The organism is Paraburkholderia podalyriae, assembly GCF_014397785.1.
GTDB lineage: Bacteria > Pseudomonadota > Gammaproteobacteria > Burkholderiales > Burkholderiaceae > Paraburkholderia > Paraburkholderia podalyriae.
Genome location: NZ_VZQQ01000010.1, coordinates 121,479 through 144,065, shown reverse-complemented (window position 1 = coordinate 144,065; position 22,587 = coordinate 121,479). Strand labels below are relative to the sequence as shown.

Annotated in this window: 18 protein-coding genes; 3 read left to right on the top strand and 15 right to left on the bottom strand. The window is 62.9% G+C overall.

Annotated features, from left to right (window positions below):
- Nucleotides 1-13: 13 nt before the first annotated feature.
- Nucleotides 14-826 carry a GNAT family N-acetyltransferase gene (locus tag F6X42_RS14355; protein ID WP_187634857.1) on the top strand — a complete coding sequence of 271 codons (813 nt, stop codon included), beginning with the start codon at nt 14-16 and terminating at the stop codon, nt 824-826.
- Between the two features lie 96 nt (nt 827-922).
- Here the strand turns inward: F6X42_RS14355 and ppx are convergent, their stop codons facing one another.
- Nucleotides 923-2,434: an exopolyphosphatase gene (gene ppx, locus F6X42_RS14350; protein ID WP_187634856.1), complete on the bottom strand. Its 1,512-nt coding sequence runs from the start codon at nt 2,432-2,434 to the stop codon at nt 923-925.
- Nucleotides 2,435-2,780: 346 nt separating this feature from the next.
- On the opposite strand from ppx, the gene ppk1 reads away from it, so the two are divergent.
- Nucleotides 2,781-4,844 carry a polyphosphate kinase 1 gene (gene ppk1 / locus F6X42_RS14345; protein ID WP_187634959.1) on the top strand — a complete coding sequence of 688 codons (2,064 nt, stop codon included), beginning with the start codon at nt 2,781-2,783 and terminating at the stop codon, nt 4,842-4,844.
- Nucleotides 4,845-4,861: 17 nt separating this feature from the next.
- Here the strand turns inward: ppk1 and phoR are convergent, their stop codons facing one another.
- The 11 genes from phoR to F6X42_RS14290 form a co-directional block, all read right to left on the bottom strand.
- Nucleotides 4,862-6,175 carry a phosphate regulon sensor histidine kinase PhoR gene (phoR, locus tag F6X42_RS14340; RefSeq protein ID WP_187634855.1) on the bottom strand — a complete coding sequence of 438 codons (1,314 nt, stop codon included), beginning with the start codon at nt 6,173-6,175 and terminating at the stop codon, nt 4,862-4,864.
- Between the two features lie 86 nt (nt 6,176-6,261).
- Complete coding sequence (gene phoB, locus F6X42_RS14335; RefSeq protein ID WP_008922879.1) at nt 6,262-6,963, bottom strand: phosphate regulon transcriptional regulator PhoB; 702 nt, start codon at nt 6,961-6,963, stop codon at nt 6,262-6,264.
- Between the two features lie 26 nt (nt 6,964-6,989).
- Nucleotides 6,990-7,694, bottom strand: a complete 705-nt coding sequence (gene phoU / locus F6X42_RS14330; RefSeq protein ID WP_187634854.1) for a phosphate signaling complex protein PhoU — start codon at nt 7,692-7,694, stop codon at nt 6,990-6,992.
- A gap of 28 nt (nt 7,695-7,722) precedes the next feature.
- Entirely contained in the window at nt 7,723-8,565 is an 843-nt protein-coding gene (pstB, locus tag F6X42_RS14325; RefSeq protein ID WP_376776370.1) for a phosphate ABC transporter ATP-binding protein PstB, read from the bottom strand.
- A 22-nt stretch (nt 8,566-8,587) separates the two neighbouring features.
- Complete coding sequence (gene pstA / locus F6X42_RS14320) at nt 8,588-9,484, bottom strand: phosphate ABC transporter permease PstA (protein WP_187634852.1); 897 nt, start codon at nt 9,482-9,484, stop codon at nt 8,588-8,590.
- Complete coding sequence (pstC, locus tag F6X42_RS14315) at nt 9,481-10,482, bottom strand: phosphate ABC transporter permease PstC (RefSeq protein ID WP_187634851.1); 1,002 nt, start codon at nt 10,480-10,482, stop codon at nt 9,481-9,483. The genes pstA and pstC overlap by 4 nt, the downstream gene beginning before the upstream one ends.
- 160 nt (nt 10,483-10,642) lie before the next feature.
- Nucleotides 10,643-11,674, bottom strand: a complete 1,032-nt coding sequence (gene pstS, locus F6X42_RS14310; RefSeq protein ID WP_187634850.1) for a phosphate ABC transporter substrate-binding protein PstS — start codon at nt 11,672-11,674, stop codon at nt 10,643-10,645.
- 395 nt (nt 11,675-12,069) lie between these two features.
- Nucleotides 12,070-13,428 carry a phosphoglucosamine mutase gene (glmM, locus tag F6X42_RS14305; RefSeq protein WP_187634849.1) on the bottom strand — a complete coding sequence of 453 codons (1,359 nt, stop codon included), beginning with the start codon at nt 13,426-13,428 and terminating at the stop codon, nt 12,070-12,072.
- A 29-nt stretch (nt 13,429-13,457) separates the two neighbouring features.
- Nucleotides 13,458-14,357 carry a dihydropteroate synthase gene (gene folP, locus F6X42_RS14300; RefSeq protein WP_376776366.1) on the bottom strand — a complete coding sequence of 300 codons (900 nt, stop codon included), beginning with the start codon at nt 14,355-14,357 and terminating at the stop codon, nt 13,458-13,460.
- An 83-nt stretch (nt 14,358-14,440) separates the two neighbouring features.
- Entirely contained in the window at nt 14,441-16,330 is a 1,890-nt protein-coding gene (ftsH, locus tag F6X42_RS14295; protein ID WP_187634848.1) for an ATP-dependent zinc metalloprotease FtsH, read from the bottom strand.
- Nucleotides 16,331-16,519: 189 nt separating this feature from the next.
- On the bottom strand, nt 16,520-17,182 hold the full coding sequence (locus tag F6X42_RS14290; RefSeq protein WP_187634847.1) for an RlmE family RNA methyltransferase: 663 nt from the start codon (nt 17,180-17,182) through the stop codon (nt 16,520-16,522).
- A gap of 189 nt (nt 17,183-17,371) precedes the next feature.
- Here F6X42_RS14290 and F6X42_RS14285 point away from each other — a divergent pair, with 189 nt between their 5' ends.
- A complete protein-coding gene (locus F6X42_RS14285) occupies nt 17,372-17,899 on the top strand; it encodes a YhbY family RNA-binding protein (protein WP_187634846.1) in 528 nt (175 codons plus the stop codon).
- Between the two features lie 171 nt (nt 17,900-18,070).
- Here the strand turns inward: F6X42_RS14285 and F6X42_RS14280 are convergent, their stop codons facing one another.
- From F6X42_RS14280 to carB, 3 genes are all read right to left on the bottom strand, one after another.
- Nucleotides 18,071-18,580, bottom strand: a complete 510-nt coding sequence (locus F6X42_RS14280; protein WP_187634845.1) for a DUF4149 domain-containing protein — start codon at nt 18,578-18,580, stop codon at nt 18,071-18,073.
- A gap of 20 nt (nt 18,581-18,600) precedes the next feature.
- On the bottom strand, nt 18,601-19,077 hold the full coding sequence (gene greA / locus F6X42_RS14275; RefSeq protein ID WP_187634844.1) for a transcription elongation factor GreA: 477 nt from the start codon (nt 19,075-19,077) through the stop codon (nt 18,601-18,603).
- A gap of 153 nt (nt 19,078-19,230) precedes the next feature.
- A complete protein-coding gene (gene carB, locus F6X42_RS14270) occupies nt 19,231-22,485 on the bottom strand; it encodes a carbamoyl-phosphate synthase large subunit (protein ID WP_187634843.1) in 3,255 nt (1,084 codons plus the stop codon).
- Nucleotides 22,486-22,587: the final 102 nt, after the last annotated feature.

Sequence of the window (22,587 nt, the reverse complement as noted above, 5' to 3'; positions counted from 1 at the left end):
ACCTGGACAGCCAATGCGAGAACTGCCGACGCCCACCCTGCCCTTCGCCACGCTTTTCGAACCGCGCCGTCTGCCGCGCGCCGAGGAAACGGTCACCGCGCAACATCGCCTGCAAGTGTCGTGGGCGCGTACCGACGAAGAGCTGCGTGAAGCGCAGCGTCTGCGCTACCGCGTCTTCGCCGACGAAATGGGCGCACGCCTCAGCGGCCCCGCCGGCCTCGATGTCGATGCATTCGATTCCTACTGCGATCATTTGCTGGTGCGCGATCTCGACACGCTAAAAGTAGTCGGCACCTATCGCGCGCTGCCGCCGCATCAGGCCGCACGCATCGGCCGTCTGTATGCGGAAAGCGAGTTCGACGTGTCGCGTCTCACGCATCTGCGCGCGAAGATGGTCGAGGTGGGCCGCTCGTGCGTGCATCCTGACTATCGCAGCGGCTCGGTGATCATGTCGCTGTGGGCGGGGCTCGCCGCGTATATGAAGCACAACGGCTACGAGACGATGCTCGGCTGCGCGAGCGTCGCGATGGCCGATGGCGGCCACTATGCGGCGAACCTGTATTGCTCGCTGCGCGACAACGCGCTGACCGCGCCCGAATATCGCGCGTTCCCGCATACGCCGCTGCCTGTCGACGAACTGCAGACCGGCGCCGCTGTCGCGCCGCCGCCGCTAGTGAAGGGCTATCTGCGTCTCGGTGCGAAGATTTGCGGCGCACCGGCTTGGGACCCCGACTTCAATACCGCTGACTTCCTGACGCTGTTCCGGCTGTCCGATATCAACGCGCGGTACGCGCGTCACTTCCTCGGCGATGCGCTGCCGCGCTAAACCGCGCCGCCGGAAAACGAAAAAGCCCTGCTTTTGCAGGGCCTTTTCCGTTCATGCGCACGCTGCAAATCGCAGCGCGGGTCGATCTGCAGCGCATCAGTCGTCCGTATAAACGACACGATACGGAATCCCGACTTTTTCCCACTCCGCCGCTTCCTGGATCAGGCTGTAGTCCGTCAACGGATTGTTGGCCACCCATTCGTTCGGCAGACGCACCTCGTAGCCGCCGTTCGCCCGAGCAACCGCGATGCCCGGCAGACCGACGTCCGCGCGTCGGCGAGACAGCAACGCCGCGAGCCGCAGGCAGAACAGCAGCGGCCATTCGACGTCGCGCGTCTGCGACAGCTTGCCGAGCTTGCCCGCATGGCCGAGCACGAGCGCGGCGAGGCGCGCCTGATCGGTGCGTGAAAAGCCCGGCATGTCGGCGTTGCTTGCGATATACGCCGAATGCTTGTGATATGCGCTATGGGAGATCGACAGCCCGATTTCATGCAGCGAGGCCGCCCAGCCGATGAAAATGCGATTTTCCGCGCGGCGTTCTTCGTCCGGTTCGGCGAACTGGTCGTAGAAGCTCGTCGACAGATCGCCGATACGCGCCGCCTGCGGACGATCGACGCCATAGCGGCGCATGAAGCCCTCGACCGTCACCGTGCGCATGTCCTCGTGCTGCGAACGGCCGAGCAGGTCGTACATGACGCCGAGGCGCAGCGCGCCGTCGGTGGTGTCGACATAATCGACGCCCAGTTCGTCGAACACCGCGATCATGATCGACAGGCCGCCCGCGAGCACCGGCACGCGGTCGCTCTTCAGCGCGACCAGTTTCAGCCGGTTCACGTTTTCGGCCTTGATCAGCGCGCGCTTGAGCCGCTCGAGGCCGCCGCGCGAAATGCCGTGGGTGACGCCCGCATCGTTGAAATTGTTCGCCTCGACCAGTTCGGCGAGCGCGCGCGCGGTGCCCGACGAGCCGATCGCCTGCTCCCAGCCCGTCTTCTTGTATTCGGCGGAAATGATCTGGATTTCGCGGCGCGCCGCAAGCTCCGCCTGGCGCATCGTGTAGTCGTCGACGTTGCCGGCTGGGAAAAACGCGCGGCTATGGCTCACGCAGCCGATGTACAGGCTCTCCATCATGATCGGCGTGTAGTGCGAACCGATGATGAATTCCGTCGAGCCGCCGCCGATATCGACGACGAGCCGCTTGCCTGCGCTCGCCGGCACTGAGTGCGCGGCGCCTGCATAGATCAGACGCGCTTCCTCGCGCCCCGCGATCACTTCGATCGGAAAACCGAGCGCGGCTTGCGCCTCGCCGAGAAACTCGCCCGCGTTCTTCGCGATGCGCAACGTATTGGTCGCGACCGCGCGCACGTGGTCCGGATGAAAATCGCGCAGCCGCTCGCCGAAGCGCTTCAGCGCATCCCAGCCGCGCACCTGCGATGCGCGATCGAGCATCTTGTCGCTCGATAGCCCGGCCGCGAGTCGCACCGGCTCGCGCAAGGCGTCGACCTGATAGATCTGGCTGCCCGCGTCGGTTTCCTCGACCCGGCCCACGATCAGCCGGAAGCTGTTCGAACCGAGATCGACGGCGGCGAGGAGTTGGGGGGTATTGGCCATCGGGTAAGCGTACTCCATGCGCGCGAGCGCGGCGGCCGCGGCCGGGGGGGGGGGCGGCGGACGCTGACGGCGCCACGCGCCTGCCCGGCGCCTTCTGCGCATGATGCGCGTCGCGGCCGGCGGCACTGTTCAAAGACGCCATTCTAAGCGTAGCAGCCTTCACTATGTCACCTCGCGGCGCAGAGAGTCCCGTATCGTCGCATATACGGTGCGTCATATTGACGACAGAAGACGATTGCGGCATAAAATGTTAGAAACCCTGCCGATGTCATCAGGACGTCATCAAACCGTGAGAATTTCCGAGCGTCTTTCCGTCTCCATTTCAGACATTCCAATCTCGCCACCGATGTCCGTCCGCTATCCCTTATTGAATCGCGAGCTGGGCATTCTGGGTTTCAACGAGCGCGTGCTGGCGCAAGCCGCCGATCCCGCCGTCCCCTTGCTCGAACGCCTCCGTTTTATCTGCATCACCAGTAGCAATCTCGACGAATTCTTCGAAGTCCGCATGGCCGGGCTTCAGGAACAGATGCGCGACAACCCCGGCGCATTGTCGCCCGACGGCATGTCGCTGCTGCACGTGTACGACCTCGTGGTCGAACGTGCGCAGAAGCTCGTGCATCGCCAGTACACGATGCTGCACGACACGGTGCTCAGCGCGCTCGAACAGGAAGGCATCTATTTCCACGGCACCGAGGCATGGAGCGACGCGCAGACCGAATGGGCGCGCAACTACTTCTTCGACGAACTGCTGCCGGTGTTGACGCCCATCGGTCTCGATCCCGCGCATCCGTTTCCCCGCGTGCTGAACAAGAGCCTGAACTTCGTCGTCGAGCTGGAGGGAAAGGATGCGTTCGGCCGTCAGGCGATGATGGGCATCGTGCAGGCGCCGCGCGCGCTGCCGCGCCTCGTGCGCATGCCGCAGGAACTGTCGGGCTATCCGCATGGCTTCGTGCTGCTGAGCTCGCTGCTCCAACACTTTGTCGGCGAGCTGTTTCCGAGTCTGGTCGTGCGCAGCTGCAATCAGTTTCGCATCACGCGCAATAGCGAACTGTTCGTCGACGAAGACGAAATCACCAATCTGCGCGTTGCGTTGCAGGGCGAACTGCCGGCGCGGCATCTGGGCAATGCGGTGCGGCTCGAAGTGTCGGCGGAAACGCCCGCGCACGTAGTACGGCGCCTGCTCGACGAAAGCGGTCTGTCGAACAAGGACTGCTACTACGTGAACGGCCCCGTCAATCTGGTGCGGCTGATGCAGCTGCCCGAGATGGTCGACCGGCCGGATCTGAAGTTCGTCCCGCACATTCCGTCGACGCCGACGCAGATCGCCAACAGCGCGAGCATGTTCGACGTGATCGATCAGGGCGACGTGCTGCTGCATCATCCATACGAAAGCTTCCAGCCGGTGCTCGAGCTGCTGTTGCAGGCGGCCAAGGACCCGAACGTGGTCGCAATCAAGCAGACCATCTACCGCACGGGCACCGACTCGCCGTTGATGGATGCGCTGATGCAGGCCGCGCGCAACGGCAAGGAAGTGACGGTGGTCGTCGAGTTGCTCGCGCGCTTCGACGAGGAAACCAACATCAACTGGGCCTCGCAGCTCGAAGCGGTCGGCGCGCATGTGGTCTACGGCGTGGTCGGCCACAAGTGCCACGCGAAGATGATGCTGATCGTGCGACGCGTGTCGGCGGGCGGCAAGTCGACGCTCAAGCGCTACGTGCACCTCGGCACCGGCAACTATCATCCGCGCACCGCGCGCCTCTATACCGACTTCGGTCTGTTGACCGCCGAGCAGGAGATCTGTGAGGACGTGCACCATGTGTTCCAGCAACTGACCGGTATCGGCGGCGAGCTCAGGCTGCACGAGCTGTGGCAATCGCCGTTCACGCTGCATCCGAAGCTCGTCGAAGCGATTCGCATGGAAGCCGAGCATGCGCGCGCGGGCAAGAAGGCGCGCATCGTCGCGAAGATGAACGCACTGCTCGAACCGACGGTGATCGCTGAGCTATACGAAGCATCGCAGGCCGGCGTGAAAATCGATCTGATCGTGCGCGGCGTGTGCTCGCTGCAGCCCGGCGTGCAAGGGCTCTCCGAGAACATCACGGTGCGCTCGATCGTCGGGCGTTTTCTAGAACACCATCGCATCTACTACTTCTACGATGGCGGCAAGGAGCAGGTTTATCTATCGAGCGCCGACTGGATGGATCGCAATCTGTTCCGGCGCGTCGAAGTCGCATTCCCGGTCAACAACCGGCGACTGAAGCGGCGCGTGATCGCGGAAGGGCTGTCGGCGTTTCTCGGCGACAATCAGTCGGCCTGGCTGATGCAAAGCGACGGTCACTATCGCCGGCGCCGGCCGGGCAAGGCGTCGCGCAATGCGCAGATGAGTCTGCTCGGCAAGTTCTGCTCGTAGTCGCTTGCGTGCCGCGTTCAAACCTGCGCGGTTTGACAACGCGCCGTCCGATACACCGGAAAGCGCACCGTAAAGGTGCTGCCGCGCCCTTCTTCGCTCTTCACTTCGAGTTGCGCATCGTGCCGTTGCAGCACGTGCTTGACGATCGCGAGACCGAGCCCGGTGCCGCCCGTGTCGCGCGAACGGCTGCGATCGACGCGATAGAAGCGCTCCGTGAGCCGCGGGATATCGGCGGCGGGAATGCCGAGCCCGCTATCGGTGACCGAGAACACCGCATGGCCGCCCTGCGCACGCCAGCTCACCTTGATCGAGCCGCCATCCGGCGTATAGCGGATCGCGTTCGTCACCAGATTGCCGAACGCGCTGAAAATCTCGGTTTCGACGCCGGTGACGGTCAGCGCCTCGTCGGCATCGAGAACGATCTTGTGATGATCGCTGGACAGGCTTTGAGCGTCGTCGCGCAGGTGCCGCAACACCGCGCGCATGTCGATCATCTGATCGCTCGGCGGCTTGTTGTCGCCTTCGAGCTTCGCGAGCACGAGCAGATCGCTGACGATATGACGCATGCGCGACGCCTGCTGCTCCATCAGCTCAAGGTAACGCGCGCGCTCGGCTTCGCCCAACGGCAGCTCGCGCATCGTCTCGAGAAAACCGGACAGCACGGTGAGCGGCGTTTTCAATTCGTGCGACACGTTGGCGACGAAGTCACGCCGCATCGCATCGGTGCGTTCGAGCTCGGTGATGTCCTGCGACAGCACCAGCTTGCGATTGTCGCCATAAGGAAACACCTGCACCGACAGCACGTTCTGGCGCTTGGCGCCCATGCCGCGCATGATCAGCATTTCCTCGTATCGATGCGAATTCAGATAGCGCACGAAATCCGGTTGACGCACCAGATGCGTGATGTGCTGACGCAAATCGCGCTTCGCATCGAGTCCGAAGTGGCTTTCGGAAATCGCATTGCACCACTCGATCTGATCGTGATCGTCGAGCATCGCGACACCGTTCGGCGACGCCTGGATCGCCTGGATGAAACGCGAATGCTGCTGCTCGACCTGGCGCACCTGTGCGTGCCAGCGCTTCGCGAGCTTGTGCAGACGGTAGTAGATTTCGCCCCAGATGCCGGGGGCGCTCGGCACTTCGCCGTACACCGGCGCATCGAGCAGACGCCACAGACGCTGCTTGTGGAAGGTACTGAAGGCGCTCTGTGCGAGCAGCATGACGATGGCGAGAGCGAGCCCAGCCTTGACGTTCACCAGTGCGCCGACCACCGCGCACAGAACAGCAAGCAGCACGACCGACACGATGGAGCGCGCCCAGATGATGTTCATGGTCTAGCGAACGAAGAGAAAAATGCAGCGCAGTAGGGAGGTGTGGCGGCAAAGCGCAACGCTGTGCAGTGCGCCGCCGACGGCTATCAGGCGCTCTTCGCCAGCCGGTAGCCGCTGCCGCGTACCGTTTCAATCATAGCATCGCACCCCGCCGGCTTGAGAGCCGCGCGCAGGCGCTTGATATGCACGTCGACGGTACGCTCCTCGACGAACACGTGATCGCCCCACACCTGGTCGAGCAGTTGCGTGCGGCTGTGCACGCGCTCCGGGTGCGTCATGAAGAAGTGCAGCAGACGGAATTCGGTCGGGCCGAGATCGAGCTTGATCTCGCTGCCTTCCGCATGCGCGGCGACACGGTGCGTGGCCGGATCGAGCTTCAGGCCGTTGATCGCGACGACGTCTTCGGTCAACTGCGGCGCGCGGCGGCGCAGCACCGCCTTGATGCGCGCCATCAGTTCCTTCGGCGAGAACGGCTTCGTCACGTAGTCGTCGGCGCCGATCTCGAGGCCGAGCACCTTGTCCTGCTCGTCGCCGCGAGCGGTCAGCATGATGATCGGAATATGCTTCGTACGCTCGTTGTTGCGCAGATCGCGGGCGAACGAAATCCCCGATTTACCCGGCAACATCCAGTCGAGCAGCACGAGATCGGGCAGCACGTCGCTGATCAGGTTGTGCGCCTGCTCCGCGTTGTACGCGCGAATCGGGCAATGCCCGGCGTGTTGAAGATTGACCGAAATCAGTTCGGAAATGGCGGGCTCATCTTCAATGACGAGAATGCTGCTGGGCATCGGCACCTCTGTTCCTTATCTCTGGGTTAGCTGAGCGCTTCGCGCTCGAGCGCGTCGCGCGACTGGTGCCGCACGTCGGTACCCTTCACGATGTAAATGATGAATTCAGCGATGTTCTTCGCGTGGTCGCCGATCCGCTCGATCGCCTTGGCGATGAACAGGAAGTCGAGGCCCACCGAGATCGAACGCGGATCTTCGGTCATATACGAAATCAGCTTGCGCACGAACGCGCGGAATTCCTCGTCGATCGCCTTGTCGTCGCGCACGATCTGCGCGGCGGCGACCGTGTCGAGACGCGCGAACGCGTCGAGCGCGCGACGCAGGATCGACACGGCCATTTCGCCGGACAGCTTGATCTCGGCGATGTTGATCGTGCGCGATGCACCGTCTTCCATCAGACGCTTGGTACGTTTCGCGATCTTTTCGGCCTCGTCGCCGGCGCGCTCGAGGTTCGTGATGGTCTTCGAGATCGCGATCAGCAAGCGCAGATCGCGCGCGGCCGGCTGACGGCGCGCGATGATGTTGCTGCACTCTTCGTCGATCTCGACTTCCATCCTGTTCAGACGGTCTTCGGCGACGATCACCTGCTCGGCGATGTCGAGGTCGAATTCGTTGAGTGCCTGCATCGCGTTGACGATCTGCGATTCGACGAGGCCGCCCATTTCGAGCACCTTCGACGAAACGAGGTTCAGGTCGGCGTCGAACTGGCTGGACAGATGTTTATCGGACATGTCGTACTCCGTTGTATTGCCCGGCGGATCAGCCGAAGCGGCCAGTGATGTAGTCCTCGGTTTCCTTGCGGACCGGCTTGATGAAGATCTTTTCGGTGTCGCCGAATTCGATCAGTTCGCCGAGGTACATATAGGCAGTGTAGTCCGAACAGCGGGCCGCCTGCTGCATGTTGTGCGTGACGATCACGACCGTGTAGTCGCTCTTGAGTTCAGCAATCAGCTCTTCGATGCGGCCCGTCGAGATCGGGTCGAGCGCCGAGCACGGCTCGTCGAGCAGCAGCACTTCGGGGCGAATCGCGATACCGCGCGCGATGCACAGACGCTGCTGCTGGCCACCCGACAAACCATAGCCGCTCTGGCCGAGCTTGTCCTTCACTTCGTTCCACAGCGCCGCCTTCGTCAGCGCCCATTCGACGCGGTCGTCCATTTCCGAGCGCGACAGCTTCTCGAACATCTTCACGCCGAACGCGATGTTGTCGTAGATCGACATCGGGAACGGCGTCGGTTTCTGGAACACCATGCCAATGCGCGCGCGCAGCAGCGAGATGTCCTGGCGCGTGGTCAGCAGGTTTTCGCCGTCCATCACGATTTCGCCTTCCGCGCGCTGCTCCGGGTAGAGCGCGTACATCTTGTTGAAGGTACGCAGCAGCGTGGACTTGCCGCAGCCCGACGGGCCGATGAACGCGGTCACCTTACCTTCGGGAATCTGCAGATTGATGTTCTTCAGCGCGTGATACTTGCCGTAGAAGAAGTTGAGGTCCTTGACCTCGATCTTCGGACGCGACGGCGTTTGTGCGTGAGCGCTGCTTTCGGGGTCGGAGCCCGCGGGCGCGGCTGCGTGCCCGATCGGATTGAGTTGGGTTTCTGCCATGTTCATCGGATTCACTCCGCCCTTACTTGTTCGAGAAGATCGTGCGCGCGAGGATGTTCAGTCCCAGCACCGCGAGCGTGATCAGGAAGACACCGGCCCACGCGAGGGATTGCCACTGCGCGAACGGGCTCATCGCAAACTTGTAGATGGTGACCGGCAGGTTCGCGACCGGCTGGCCCATATCGACCGAGAAAAACTGGTTCGACAGCGCGGTGAAGAGCAGCGGCGCGGTTTCGCCGGCAATCCGCGCGACCCCGAGCAGCACACCGGTGACGATACCTGCGATCGACGCCTTCAGCGTGATCGACAGTACCATCCTCCACTTCGGCGTGCCGAGCGCGAACGCGGCTTCACGCATCGCGCTCGGCACGAGCTTCAGCATGTTTTCGGTGGTGCGGATCACGATCGGAATCTGCAGCAGCGCCAGCGCGAGCACGCCGGCCCAGCCGCTGAAGTGCCCCATCTTCGCGACGACGAGCGCGTAGACGAACAGACCGATGACGATCGACGGCGCCGACAGCAGGATGTCGTTGATGAAGCGGGTAATGTTCGCGAGCCAGCCTTTCTGGCCGTATTCGGCGAGATACACGCCCGCCATGATGCCGATCGGCGTGCCGATGAAGGTTGCGAGCGCGACCAGCATCAGGCTGCCGACGATCGCGTTGGCGAGACCGCCGCCGTCGGTATTCGGCGGCGGCGTCGACTGCGTGAACAGCTCGACCGACAGACCGCCGATACCGAGACGCAGCGTCGTATAGAGGATCCACACGAGCCACAGCAGGCCGAACGCCATCGCAGCAAGCGACAGCGTCAGCGCTAACGCGTTGGTCATGCGACGGCGCCCTTGCAGACGAACGCGCATCGTTTCGAGCGTCGCGGGGTCCTTCAGACCTGGCATGTTCAGAGACGGCCCGCTCATTTCGCGCCCTCCCCTTTCTCGAGACGCAGCAGCATGACTTTCGAAATCGCCAGCACGATGAATGTAATCACGAACAGGATCAGGCCGAGTTCCATCAGCGCCGACGTATGCAGGCCCGGGTCCGCTTCCGCGAACTCGTTGGCGAGCGCCGACGTGATGCTGTTGCCCGGCGAAAACAGCGAAATATTGTCGAGCAGATTGGTATTGCCGATCACGAACGTGACCGCCATCGTCTCACCCAGCGCGCGGCCGAGGCCGAGCATGATGCCGCCGATCACACCGCTCTTCGTGAACGGCAGCACGATCTTCCACATCACTTCCCACGTCGTGCAGCCGATACCGTACGCCGATTCCTTCAGCAGCACCGGCGTCACTTCGAACACGTCGCGCATCACCGCCGCGATGTACGGGATGATCATGATCGCAAGGATCACGCCCGCGCACAGAATGCCGATGCCGATCGGCGGACCCGCGAACAGCGCGCCGACGATCGGAATGCTGCCGAGCACCGCGCCGAGCGGCTTCTGGAACCACACCGCGAAGATCGGCGCGAACACGAGCAGACCCCACATGCCGTATACGATCGACGGAATCGCGGCGAGCAGTTCGATCGCGATGCCGAGCGGCCGGCGCAACCACGCGGGCGACAGTTCGGTCAGGAATAGCGCGATGCCGAAGCTAACAGGCACCGCGATGATCAGAGCGATGATCGACGTCGCGAGGGTGCCGTAGATCGGCACGAGCGCGCCAAATTGCTTGCTGGGTGGATCCCAGACCGGCGTCCACAGGAACGCGAGACCGAACTCGCGAATCGACGGCATCGATGAGATGATCAGCGATACGATGATGCCGCCGAGCAGCAACAGCGTGACGATGGCGGAAAGGCGTGCGAGGCCACCGAAGATCACATCGCCGGAGCGGCCAGGCGCTTTCTGCTGCGACCCGCTGCCAGGCGGAGTGGCCCGGCTCGTGCCGGACGCAAAATGAATATCGGACATGAGAGCCTGAGGGACCTGTTTCCAGTTGCCGGACGACACATGTCGGGCGGTCGGTGATGCGTGCGGCGCATGCCGCTTGAAAGTCACAGGCCGTCCTCACACGAGGACGGCCGGGGTGCTACAGGGCGCGGTCCCGATCGACCGCGCCCACTTACGCGCGTTACTCGGAGAGCGTCTTGCCTGCCGAATCCTTCACCTTCTGCTTCCACTGCGTGCGAATCTCCGACACGACCGATTCCGGCAGCGAGATGTAGTCCAGATCGTTCGCAGCCTGACCGCCGTTCTTGAACGCCCAGTCGAAGAACTTCAGCGTTTCCGTGCCTTGCGGTGCCTTGTCCTGCGTCGTGTGCAGCAGCACGAACGTCGCGCCGACGATCGGCCATGCGTTCTTGCCCGGCTCGTTCGTCAGAATCTGGTAGAACGACTTCGACCAGTCAGCGCCAGCAGCCGCTGCCTTGAACGTTTCGGTCTGCGGCTCAACCACTGCACCAGCTTCGTTCTTCATCGCGACGTAGTTCATGTGGTTCTGCTTCGCGTACGCCCATTCGACATAGCCGATCGCGCCCGGCAGACGCTGCACGAAAGCGGCGACGCCGTCGTTGCCCTTGCCGCCCGTGCCGGTCGGCCAGTTGACCGTCGAACCTTCACCGACCTTCGTCTTCCATTCCGGGTTGACCTTCGACAGATAGTTCGTCCAGATGAAACTGGTGCCCGAACCGTCAGCGCGACGCACCACGGCGATGTCCAGGTCCGGCAGCTTGACCTTCGGGTTCAGCGCGGCGATTGCCGGGTCGTTCCACTTCTTGATCTTGCCCAGGTAGATGTCGCCGAGCGCTTCACCCGACAGCACCAGTTCGCCCGGCTTCACACCCGGCACATTGACTGCCGGCACCACGCCGCCGACCACCGTCGGGAACTGGAACAGGCCGTCCTTGGCGAGTTCGTCGTCCTTCAGCGGAGCGTCCGAACCGGCGAAATCGACGGTCTTCGCGACGATCTGCTTCACACCGCCCGACGAACCGATACCTTGATAGTTAACCTTGCCGCCGCCGGACTTCTGATAAGCATCGGCCCACTTCGTGTAGATCGGTGCTGCGAACGTGCTGCCCGCGCCGGTGATGTCTGCGGCTTGCGCTGCGATTGCGAAGAGCGCGCCAGCGACGCCAGCGAACACGGTTTGCATCAATTTCATGAGACCTCCAAGGGGGTGTGAGCGTGTGGTGTGAGCGTGAAACTCGAACACCGCGAAGCTTAGGGTCTCTTTATGACAAAAACGTGACTGATCGTGAATCGGATGTGACAGTAATATTACCGGGTGAAAGGTGCCGGGATGGACTGATTGCGCCCGGCGCGAGGCAGGTCGCGCCGCATTATTCAAGGTAGGCGAAAAAGATGGGGCGCGAACGTTTGCGCGCTGCGTGAAGAGGGATTTTTGTGCGGGACGTGTCGATGTTTTGGCGGGTGCGCGTGAGGTTTCGCCGGGGCTCGCGATCGAGCCGAGGTTTGGGGGGAAGCCCGGCCTGATGGCGACGATCAGGCAGGCGCCGGCAAGCGATCGCCACCGCCCGCCGTCAACCCGGGAACCGATCAGGCCGTCGCTTCCCGCACGGCTTCGGCGATCGCTTCCGAATGTTGAAGCGCGTCCGCGAGGTTCTGCGCCTCCACCATCACGCGCAGTACCGGCTCGGTGCCCGAAGCGCGGATCAGCACACGACCGCGGCCGTCGAGCGCGCCTTCGGCCACCTTGATCGCGCTACGAATCGTCGCGCTGCCCTTCCAGTCCGCGCCGGGCTTCATGCGCACGTTGATCAGCTTCTGCGGGAACAGTGTGACGCCCTCGAGCAGATCGGCGAGCGATTTGCTGCTGCGCTGCATCGCCGCGAGCACGAGCAGCGCGGAGACGATTCCGTCGCCGGTCGAATGGCGATCGAGCGACAGAATGTGGCCCGAGCCTTCCGCCCCGAGTTGCCAACCGTGCTCGCGAAGCTGTTCGAGCACATAGCGGTCGCCGACCGCGGCGCGCACGAACTTAACGCCGGCGTTCTGCAGCGCGACCTCCACCGCCATGTTGGTCATCAGCGTTCCGACCGCTCCTTCTACATGGCCGGCGGTCGCGATACGGTCCTTGACCAGTACGTACAACAACTCGTCGCCATTAAACAGACGGCCGGATTCGTCGACGACCTGCAGACGGTCGGCGTCGCCATCGAGTGCGATACCGAGGTCCGCGTGGTTCGCGCGCACCGCGCGAACCAGCGCATCAGGCGCGGTCGCGCCGACGCCGTCGTTGATGTTGAAGCCGTTCGGCGAGACGCCGATCGGGATCACTTCTGCGCCGAGCTCATGGAACACATGCGGCGCGACGTCGTAGGCGGCGCCGTGCGCGCAATCGACGACGAGCTTCATGCCGCGCAGGTCGTACGCGGCCGGGAACGTGCTCTTGCAGAATTCGATGTAGCGGCCAGCGGCGTCGTCGAGACGACGCGCCTTGCCCAGTTGCTCGGAGGCCGCGCACGCAAGCGGCAGCTCGAGCTGCTCTTCGATCTGCGCTTCGACGTCGTCCGGCAGCTTGTTGCCGTCGGCCGAGAAGAACTTGATTCCGTTGTCGTAGTATGGGTTATGCGACGCGCTGATCACGACGCCCGCGGCAAGCCGCAGCGCGCGCGTCAGATAGGCGATGCCGGGTGTCGGCATCGGGCCGGCCAGCATCACGTCGACGCCGGCCGCCGAAAAGCCCGATTCGAGCGCGGCTTCGAGCATGTAGCCCGACACCCGCGTATCCTTGCCGATCAGGACTGTCGGCCGGGTGCCGGTTTTGGCCCACTGATCGGCGCCCGCGAGCACCTTGCCTGCCGCGTAGCCGAGTCGCAACACGAATTCCGGTGTGATCGGGCCTTCGCCGACCTTGCCTCGGATGCCGTCCGTTCCGAAGTAACGACGTGCCATGATTGTTCTCCCTGTTTGTGGCTGCGGGTTCAACCGTGCGCGCGGCTCTGCCTGGTTGCGTCGCGCAGGGTTGCCCATACTTTCAATGCATCGAGTGTTTGCGCGACGTCGTGTACGCGCAAAATCGCGGCGCCCCGCTCGGCCGCGCACACCGCCGCGGCGATGCTGCCGGCCACGCGCTCCGGCGCCGGCCGCCCCGTGACCGCGCCAATCATCGACTTACGCGACATGCCCGCAAGAATCGGATACGGCGCTGCGGCGCGTGGCGCCGTGTCGCGCAGATGCGCGAGCAACGCGTAGTTGTGCTCGACGACGGTCTTGCCGAAGCCGAAACCCGGATCGACGCTGATGCGCTCGCGCCCAATCCCCGCCTGCTGCAACGTCGCGACACGCTCCTCGAGGAAATGGCGGACGTCGCTGACAACGTCGCCATAGTGCGGCTCGCCGAGCTGCATGGTCTGAGGCTCACCCAGCATATGCATCACACAAAGGCCGCAGTCGCTGTCGCGCACCGCGTCGATCGCGCCGGGCATGCGGAAGCCCCAGATGTCGTTGATCAGGTCGGCGCCCGCGCTCAACGCATGACGCATCACTTCCGGCTTGTACGTATCGACCGACAACGGCACGTTCGCACCGCGCAGTTGCTCGACGAGCGGTATCACGCGCTGCAGCTCTTCGTCGAGCGGCACCGGCGGCGCGCCGGGACGCGTCGATTCTCCGCCGATATCGATGATGTCCGCGCCCTCGAGCATCATGCGCTCGGCCTGGCGCAGCGCATCGCCGCGCATCGCGTACATCCCGCCATCGGAGAAGGAATCGGGCGTAACGTTCAGGATGCCCATGACCAACGGGCGTTCAAACGTCAGCTTGAATCGGCCGCATTGCAGCGGCTCTGGAACGGGTACGGAAGAAGAATCGACTTTCGACACGTAGCAATGCTTCACTTGGAACGGATAAATGCAAAACGGGCCGGTGTGTAGCACACCGGCCCGCACTTTCTACTGGCTGCCGATCAGGCCGGCGCGGTTGCGCTGCCCGGCTTGACTTCGGTGCCCGGGCTGCCGCCCGACGAGGCGTCGCTTGCCGACGGCGGCGAGCTTTTCGGTGAACGCGGCGGACGGCCAGCCATGATGTCGTTGATCTGATCGGCGTCGATCGTCTCCCACTCCATCAATGCGGCGGTCATCGCTTCGACCTTGTCGCGGTTCCCTTCGAGCAGGCGCCGTGCGAGATTGTACTGCTCGTCCAACACATGGCGGATTTCCGCGTCGACCTTCTGCTGCGTCGCTTCCGAAATGGTCCGCGTAAAGCCGCGGCCGAACGGCGAAGCCTCGTTTTCGTCGTCGACATAGACCATCGGCCCGAGCGCGTCCGTCATGCCGAAGCGGGCAACCATTGCGCGGGCCGTCTGCGTCGCCTTGTTGAAGTCGTCCGACGCGCCGGTGCTGATCAGGTTCAGGAACAGCTCTTCCGCGACGCGGCCACCGAACAGAATGGCAAGTCGGTCGAGCAGATATTCCTTCGAGTACGTTTCGTTGTCATGCTCCGGCAACTGCCACGTGACGCCCAGCGCGCGGCCGCGCGGAATGATCGTGACCTTGTGCACCGGATCGGCCTTCGGCAACAGCTTCGCGATCACGGCGTGACCCGATTCGTGATACGCGGTAGCACGCTTCGATTCTTCGCGGATCACGGCCGACTTGCGCTCCGGCCCCATGAAGATCTTGTCCTTTGCGTCCTCGAAGTCCGTCATTTCGACGATGCGCTTGCCGCGGCGCGCCGCGAATAGTGCTGCCTCGTTGACGAGATTCGCGAGATCGGCGCCCGAGAAACCCGGCGTGCCGCGCGCGATCACTGCCGCATCAACGTCGTTCGAGATCGGCACCTTGCGCAGGTGCACCTTCATGATGTGCTCGCGGCCGCGAATATCGGGCAGACCCACGTACACCTGACGGTCGAAACGGCCCGGACGCAAGAGCGCCTTGTCGAGCACATCCGAACGGTTCGTCGCGGCGATCACGATGACGCCCGAGTTCGCCTCGAATCCGTCCATTTCGACGAGCATCTGGTTCAGCGTCTGTTCGCGCTCGTCGTTACCGCCGCCCATGCCGGCGCCGCGATGACGACCGACTGCGTCGATTTCGTCGATGAACACGATACACGGCGCGTGCTTCTTGGCCTGCTCGAACATGTCGCGCACACGAGCCGCGCCGACACCGACGAACATTTCGACGAAGTCCGAGCCCGAAATACTGAAGAACGGCACCTTCGCCTCGCCGGCGATAGCGCGCGCGAGAAGCGTCTTACCCGTTCCCGGCGGGCCAACGAGCAGCACGCCGCGCGGAATACGACCACCGAGCTTCTGGAATTTCTGCGGATCGCGCAGGAAGTCGACGAGTTCCGACACTTCTTCCTTGGCTTCGTCGCAACCGGCGACGTCGGTGAAATTGATTGCGTTGTTGTTCTCGTCGATCAGTCGCGCGCGCGACTTTCCAAACGAGAAGGCCCCGCCTTTGCCGCCCCCCTGCATCTGTCTCATCATGTAGAACCAGAAACCGATGATCAGGATCGTCGGCCCGAGGTAATACAGCACGGACATCAGTGCATTGGGTTCGTCGTCAGCCTTGCCGCTCACCTGTACGCCATACTTCATCAGATCGCCGACCATCCAGATGTCGCCGGGCGACACGATCTGGTACTTCTGGCCGTCTGCTGGAGTGACCGTGAGGTTCCGCCCCTGGACAATGACGTTCTTGACTTTGCCGTTCTTCGCGTCGTCCATGAACTGCGAATAGGAAACACCTTCCTGGACACGGGGCTTGTCGAACTGCTTGAACACCGTAAACAGCACCAGTGCGATCACCAGCCACACTGCTGCTTTCGAAAACATATTGTTGTTCAAAGCACCACTCCTTCACTTAGACGGGCGCCTACATTTGCCTTGCGGCACCACTAAAGCATTCTAATCCAGTCCGCAGACCCCTGCCATAACGTTTCACTACCACGAAAATAGGTAGCGGCCCGGCTCGACGCCAGTCTCCAACGCATCGGGCTCGTTATTGGCAGAGGTGAAAAATGGATCGCCGCACCCCTATGCGGGACGCTTCAAATGCTTACCCAAAATAAATGTTTCTGACGATTTATCCCGCGACGCCTTCGGCTTGCGGGCCGCCACCACCTTGAATTGGCGCTTGAACTTTTCGACAATCTGACTATAACCGCTGCCGTGAAAGCATTTGACTAAAAGGGCACCATCCGATTTCAGGTGATTTTGCGTGAATTCCAGTGCGAGATCGCATAAGTGCTCGATCCGCGCCGCATCCGCGATCGCCACGCCAGACAGGTTGGGCGCCATATCCGAAATTACAAGGTCTACCTGGCGCGCACCGACCAATTCTTCGAGCTGGACCAGTACCGAGTCTTCGCGGAAATCACCTTGGATGAAGTGCACGTCGGCCACGGGCTCCATTGGCAGAATGTCTAGAGCGATGATCGTGCCGTCGATGCCACCTTCGCGCTCCAGGTTGCGCTGCGAGCCACCCGCGAGCTTGTTGCGCGCGTACTGGCTCCAGCTGCCCGGCGACGAACCCAGATCGACGATCACCTGCCCCGGACGGATCAGCTTGTCCTGCTCGTCGATTTCCTTCAGCTTGTAGGCCGCTCGGGCGCGATAGCCTTCCCGCTGCGCCATTTTGACGTACGGATCGTTGATGTGGTCATGCAGCCACGCGGTGTTGAACTTGTTTTTTGCCATTAAAGATTGAACTGTTGCTGCGTCGGGTCGCGCTTTAGGGGATAATACGCGGTTAATTCGCGCGGCCACCGCCACACTGGCGGCTATCCGCGATTCTGTTGTTCTGACGCGCGCCCTGCCGAATCAAGCCGCCCGAATCGCTCGGACAAAACGCAGGAGCCGCCATTTTAGTCGAGTCTCCCACTTTCCATGCCAGCCCTCAAAGTCTCTTCCGACCAACGCGCCGAGTTGCGCTCCCAGGCACATGCGCTCAAACCGGTCGTGCTCGTCGGGGCCGAAGGCTTGACCGACGCTGTGCTCACCGAAATCAAGGTGCATCTCGCGGCACACCAGCTGATCAAAATCCGCGTGTTCGGCGATGAGCGCGACGAACGCATCGCCATCTACGAAGAAATCTGCGACACCCTGTACGCGGCGCCGATCCAGCATATCGGCAAGCTGCTCGTGATCTGGAAGCCCGAATCGGCACAGCCCGCGGCAAAAGCGAAGCGCGGCGCGTTGCCGAGCGCCCGCGAAGCGGCAGCCGAAGAAGCCCGGCCGGCCAAGGGGCGCGCGCCGCGCGTCGTCAAGGTCGTCAAGCCGACCGACGTGCCGATGCGCAAGCCGCGAGCCAAAGCGGTGCTGGTGCGCGGCAATGAACGCGTGACGCAGGGTGGCAACATCAAGCGTGCGAAGAAGCGTCAAACCAGCGCGAAGCGCTCGCATCAGTCGAAGTAGGAGAACATGCGGCCACGGTGCGGACCGACTCCGCACCGCGCGACTGAATCGCAGTTGGCCACCGGATTTCGCGACGATTAGCCGCGACTCGACGCTCATCGCGGGCATCGGCACCAACCCGCGGCAATAGCGCGGCGTCACACCACTAGCCATCAGAGTCACCCGCGAACTTCAGCCAGCCACCTTCCTCGCAACATCGCGCGCGCCCTCTTCGTCGGCCGCCACACCAACACGCGACGGCAGCAGCCACACGAGCGCAAGACCCAGCAGGCTCTCGATCAGATAGAACAGACTCGACACGCCATGCAGGATGCCGAATCGCGTCGCATAAACGGAATGCCCGACGTCGCTGCCCGCCTCCACCGCGGCGACGCGCATCGCGTTCATGAACGGCTGCAACGCGAAATAGCCAACAAGCACGCATCCGAGCATACCGGCGAGCAGCCAGCGCAAGCGGCGATACTCGCCACTGCCGCGCCGCACGAGCAGATTGGCGAGACCGAGCAGCAAAATGCCGCACACGACGCCAATCACACCCTGAACCCGAAACAGCTGCGCGGCAACGGCACCCGCCGTCATCCGGTCGAGCGTCGTGAATAGCACGGGCGCGACCGCGTAGCCGATAGTCAACAGACTACCGACCCACGCGACCGTCAACAGGCGGAAAAAACGATGCGGCATCAGAGACACCGGCGTCACCCTCAGATGTAGCTGACCGCGATGATTTCGTATTCGCGCACGCCGCCAGGCGCCTGCACCGACGCGACATCGCCTTCCGACTTGCCGATCAGCGCGCGCGCAATCGGCGAGCTGATCGAGATCAGGCCGTGATCGATGTCTGCTTCGTCATCGCCGACGATCTGGTATTTGACCGACGCGCCCGACGCGAGGTCCTCGAGCTCGAGCGTCGCGCCGAACACCACGCGCCCGTCCGCTTCCACTTGCGACGGATCGATCACCTGCGCGCCCGCGAGCTTCGACTCGATTTCGGCGATGCGGCCTTCGATGAAGCCCTGCTTTTCCTTCGCAGCGTCGTATTCCGCGTTTTCCGACAGATCGCCCTGGGCGCGCGCTTCCGCGATCGAGTTGATCACGGCCGGACGTTCAACCGATTTCAGGCGCTGCAATTCATCGCGCAGCATGTCTGCGCCGCGCTTCGTCAATGGAATAGTGCTCATAAACAACTCTGGAGGCAAAAAACGGCCATAAAAAAAATCACCGCGGTTAAGTGCATTCCGCGAAAGCCGCCGCCCGTGCACAGACCCGGGCCGCAGCACCTGCGGAACGCCGCTTAACCGCGGCACTTACATCTTGGACAGGAAGTCGAAGCCCTAGTTTAGGCGAGCATGGAGTCCTTGTAAATCATAGACTTCCAGGTTCTTCAGATAGCGAAGACCCTCCACCGCCGCGCGCGCGCCCGACATCGTCGTGTAGTACGTGACCTTGTTCGCCTGCGCGCTCATGCGGATCGAGCGGGAATCGGCGATCGCCGCGCGCGTTTCGTCGACCGTCGTGAAGACGAGCGCGATCTCGCCGTTCTTGATCATATCGACGATGTGCGGACGGCCGTCCTTCACCTTGTTGACGACCTTGACCGGCACGCCGGCCGCTTCGATCGCGGCAGCCGTGCCCTTGGTCGCGACGATCGGATAGCCGAGCTCGTGGAGCATGCGCGCGACTTCGACTGCCTTCGGCTTGTCGGCGTCCATCACGGTCAGGAGCACCGTGCCCGATTCCGGCAGACGCGAACCCGCCGCGAGCTGCGACTTGAACAGCGCCTCGCCGAACGTCTGGCCGACGCCCATCACTTCGCCGGTCGAACGCATTTCAGGTCCGAGCACCGGGTCGACCGCCGGGAACTTGACGAACGGGAACACTGCTTCCTTCACGCTGAAGTACGGCGGTTCGACTTCCTTCGTCACGCCTTGCGCTGCGAGCTTCTGGCCGACCATCGCGCGCGCCGCGATCTTCGCGAGCGGCAGGCTGGTCGCCTTCGACACGTACGGCACCGTGCGCGACGCGCGCGGGTTCACTTCGAGCACATAGATGATGTCGTCCTTCGAACCGTCAGCCCGCGGTACCTGCTGGATCGCGAACTGCACGTTCATCAGTCCGATCACATTCAGCGCCTTCGCCATCGCGGCGGTCTGGCGCTTCAGTTCGGCGACCGTCGCCTTCGACAGCGAATACGGCGGCAGCGAGCAGGCCGAGTCGCCCGAGTGCACGCCCGCCTGTTCGATGTGCTCCATCACGCCGCCGATGAACACGGCCTCGCCATCCGAAATGCAATCCACGTCGCATTCGATTGCGTCGTTCAGGAAGCGATCGAGCAGCACCGGCGAGTCGTTCGACACCTTGACGGCCTCGCGCATATAGCGTTCGAGGTCGCGCGGCTCGTGGACGATTTCCATCGCGCGGCCGCCCAGCACGTACGACGGACGCACGACGAGCGGATAGCCGATTTCGTCGGCGAGCTTCAGCGCTTCGTCTTCGGCGCGCGCGGTGCGGTTCGGCGGCTGACGCAGACCGAGCGCTTGCAGCAGCTTCTGGAAGCGCTCGCGGTCTTCGGCCGCGTCGATCATGTCCGGCGACGTACCGATGATCGGCACGCCGTTCGCCTCGAGATCGAGCGCGAGCTTCAGCGGTGTCTGGCCGCCGTACTGCACGATCACGCCGACCGGTTTTTCCTTGTCGACGATTTCGAGCACGTCTTCGAGCGTCAGCGATTCGAAGTAAAGACGGTCGGAGGTGTCGTAGTCGGTCGAAACGGTTTCCGGGTTGCAGTTGACCATGATTGTTTCATAGCCGTCCTCGCGCATCGCGAGCGCGGCATGCACGCAGCAGTAGTCGAACTCGATACCCTGGCCGATCCGGTTCGGGCCACCGCCCAGCACCATGATCTTCTTGTTGCTGGTCGGATTCGCTTCGCACTCTTCCTCGTAGGTCGAGTACATGTACGCGGTCCTGGTCGCGAACTCAGCCGCACAGGTATCGACGCGCTTGTACACCGGACGCACGTTCAGCTCGATACGGCGCGCGCGCACGTCCGCCGGCTTCGCGCCGAGCAGCTTGCCCAGACGACGATCCGAGAAGCCGCTCTGCTTCAGATACTTCAACTCTTCTTTCGTGAGGCTCGCGAGCGTGTGGCCCGTCAGCGCCTTTTCCTTCAGCACGATCTGTTCGATCTGCGCGAGGAACCACGGGTCGATCGCGGTCTCCTCGAAGATCTCTTGCGCGCTCATGCCGACACGGAACGCGTCGCCGACATACCAGATGCGATCCGGACCGGCTTCGCCGATCTCGCGGATGATCTCGTCGCGATTGGTGGTCTTTTCGTCGAGACCGTCGACGCCGACTTCGAGGCCGCGCAGCGCTTTCTGAAACGACTCCTGGAACGTGCGGCCGATCGCCATGACTTCGCCGACCGATTTCATCTGCGTGGTCAGGCGCGAATCGGCTTCACGGAATTTCTCGAACGCGAACCGCGGGATTTTCGTGACGACGTAGTCGATCGTCGGTTCGAACGACGCCGGGGTCTGGCCGCCGGTGATTTCGTTCTTGAGTTCATCCAGCGTATAGCCGACAGCGAGCTTTGCCGCGACCTTCGCGATCGGGAAGCCGGTTGCCTTGGACGCCAGCGCCGACGAGCGCGACACGCGCGGATTCATTTCGATCACGATCATCCGGCCGTCATTCGGATTGATCGAGAATTGCACGTTCGAGCCGCCCGTGTCGACGCCGATCTCGCGCAGCACCGCGAGCGATGCGTTACGCAGGATCTGGTATTCCTTGTCGGTCAGCGTCTGCGCTGGCGCGACCGTGATCGAGTCGCCGGTGTGGATGCCCATTGGGTCGAGGTTTTCGATCGAGCAGACGATGATGCAGTTATCCGCCTTGTCGCGGACCACTTCCATCTCGTACTCTTTCCAGCCGAGCAGCGACTCTTCGATCAGCAGTTCGCGCGTCGGCGACAGGTCGAGACCGCGCTTGCAGATCTCTTCGAATTCGTCGCGGTTGTACGCGATACCGCCCCCCGAGCCGCCCAGCGTGAACGACGGACGGATAACGACCGGATAGCCGCCGCTGCCAGTTTCCGCGGCGATCTTCGCCTGCACCTGCAGCGCTTCTTCCATCGAATGCGCGGTGCCCGATTTGGCCGAACCGAGGCCGATCCTGGTCATCGCGTCCTTGAACTTCTGGCGGTCTTCCGCCATGTCGATCGCTTCCGGCGATGCACCGATCAGCTCGACCTCGTACTTCGCCAGCACGCCGTGCGCGTGCAGATCGAGCGCGCAGTTCAGCGCGGTCTGGCCGCCCATCGTCGGCAGGATCGCGTCCGGGCGCTCCTTCGCGATGATGCGCTCGACCACTTCCCACGTGATCGGCTCGATGTAAGTCACGTCGGCCGTGTTCGGGTCGGTCATGATCGTCGCCGGATTGCTGTTGACGAGAATGACCTTGTAGCCTTCCTCACGCAGCGCCTTGCATGCCTGCGCGCCCGAATAGTCGAACTCGCACGCCTGGCCGATGATGATCGGACCCGCGCCGATGATGAGGATGCTCTTGATGTCTGTCCGCTTCGGCATAACGCTCTCGCTAATGTATTCCTGAATTCTTTCCGTCGGCGCGCGCAGTTTTGAGAATGCGCGCGCTGTTTCGCAGCGTGCCCGCAGCGTGGAGCCGCCGGC

What these genes read in the sequence shown, in the direction of transcription:
- F6X42_RS14355 (WP_187634857.1), top strand. Translation starts at nt 14, where the DNA reads ATGCGAGAACTGCCGACGCCCACCCTGCCCTTCGCCACGCTTTTCGAA.
- ppx (WP_187634856.1), bottom strand. Translation starts at nt 2,434, where the DNA reads ATGGCCAATACCCCCCAACTCCTCGCCGCCGTCGATCTCGGTTCGAAC.
- ppk1 (WP_187634959.1), top strand. Translation starts at nt 2,781, where the DNA reads ATGTCCGTCCGCTATCCCTTATTGAATCGCGAGCTGGGCATTCTGGGT.
- phoR (WP_187634855.1), bottom strand. Translation starts at nt 6,175, where the DNA reads ATGAACATCATCTGGGCGCGCTCCATCGTGTCGGTCGTGCTGCTTGCT.
- phoB (WP_008922879.1), bottom strand. Translation starts at nt 6,963, where the DNA reads ATGCCCAGCAGCATTCTCGTCATTGAAGATGAGCCCGCCATTTCCGAA.
- phoU (WP_187634854.1), bottom strand. Translation starts at nt 7,694, where the DNA reads ATGTCCGATAAACATCTGTCCAGCCAGTTCGACGCCGACCTGAACCTC.
- pstB (WP_376776370.1), bottom strand. Translation starts at nt 8,565, where the DNA reads ATGGCAGAAACCCAACTCAATCCGATCGGGCACGCAGCCGCGCCCGCG.
- pstA (WP_187634852.1), bottom strand. Translation starts at nt 9,484, where the DNA reads ATGAGCGGGCCGTCTCTGAACATGCCAGGTCTGAAGGACCCCGCGACG.
- pstC (WP_187634851.1), bottom strand. Translation starts at nt 10,482, where the DNA reads ATGTCCGATATTCATTTTGCGTCCGGCACGAGCCGGGCCACTCCGCCT.
- pstS (WP_187634850.1), bottom strand. Translation starts at nt 11,674, where the DNA reads ATGAAATTGATGCAAACCGTGTTCGCTGGCGTCGCTGGCGCGCTCTTC.
- glmM (WP_187634849.1), bottom strand. Translation starts at nt 13,428, where the DNA reads ATGGCACGTCGTTACTTCGGAACGGACGGCATCCGAGGCAAGGTCGGC.
- F6X42_RS14290 (WP_187634847.1), bottom strand. Translation starts at nt 17,182, where the DNA reads ATGGCAAAAAACAAGTTCAACACCGCGTGGCTGCATGACCACATCAAC.
- F6X42_RS14285 (WP_187634846.1), top strand. Translation starts at nt 17,372, where the DNA reads ATGCCAGCCCTCAAAGTCTCTTCCGACCAACGCGCCGAGTTGCGCTCC.
- F6X42_RS14280 (WP_187634845.1), bottom strand. Translation starts at nt 18,580, where the DNA reads ATGCCGCATCGTTTTTTCCGCCTGTTGACGGTCGCGTGGGTCGGTAGT.
- greA (WP_187634844.1), bottom strand. Translation starts at nt 19,077, where the DNA reads ATGAGCACTATTCCATTGACGAAGCGCGGCGCAGACATGCTGCGCGAT.
- carB (WP_187634843.1), bottom strand. Translation starts at nt 22,485, where the DNA reads ATGCCGAAGCGGACAGACATCAAGAGCATCCTCATCATCGGCGCGGGT.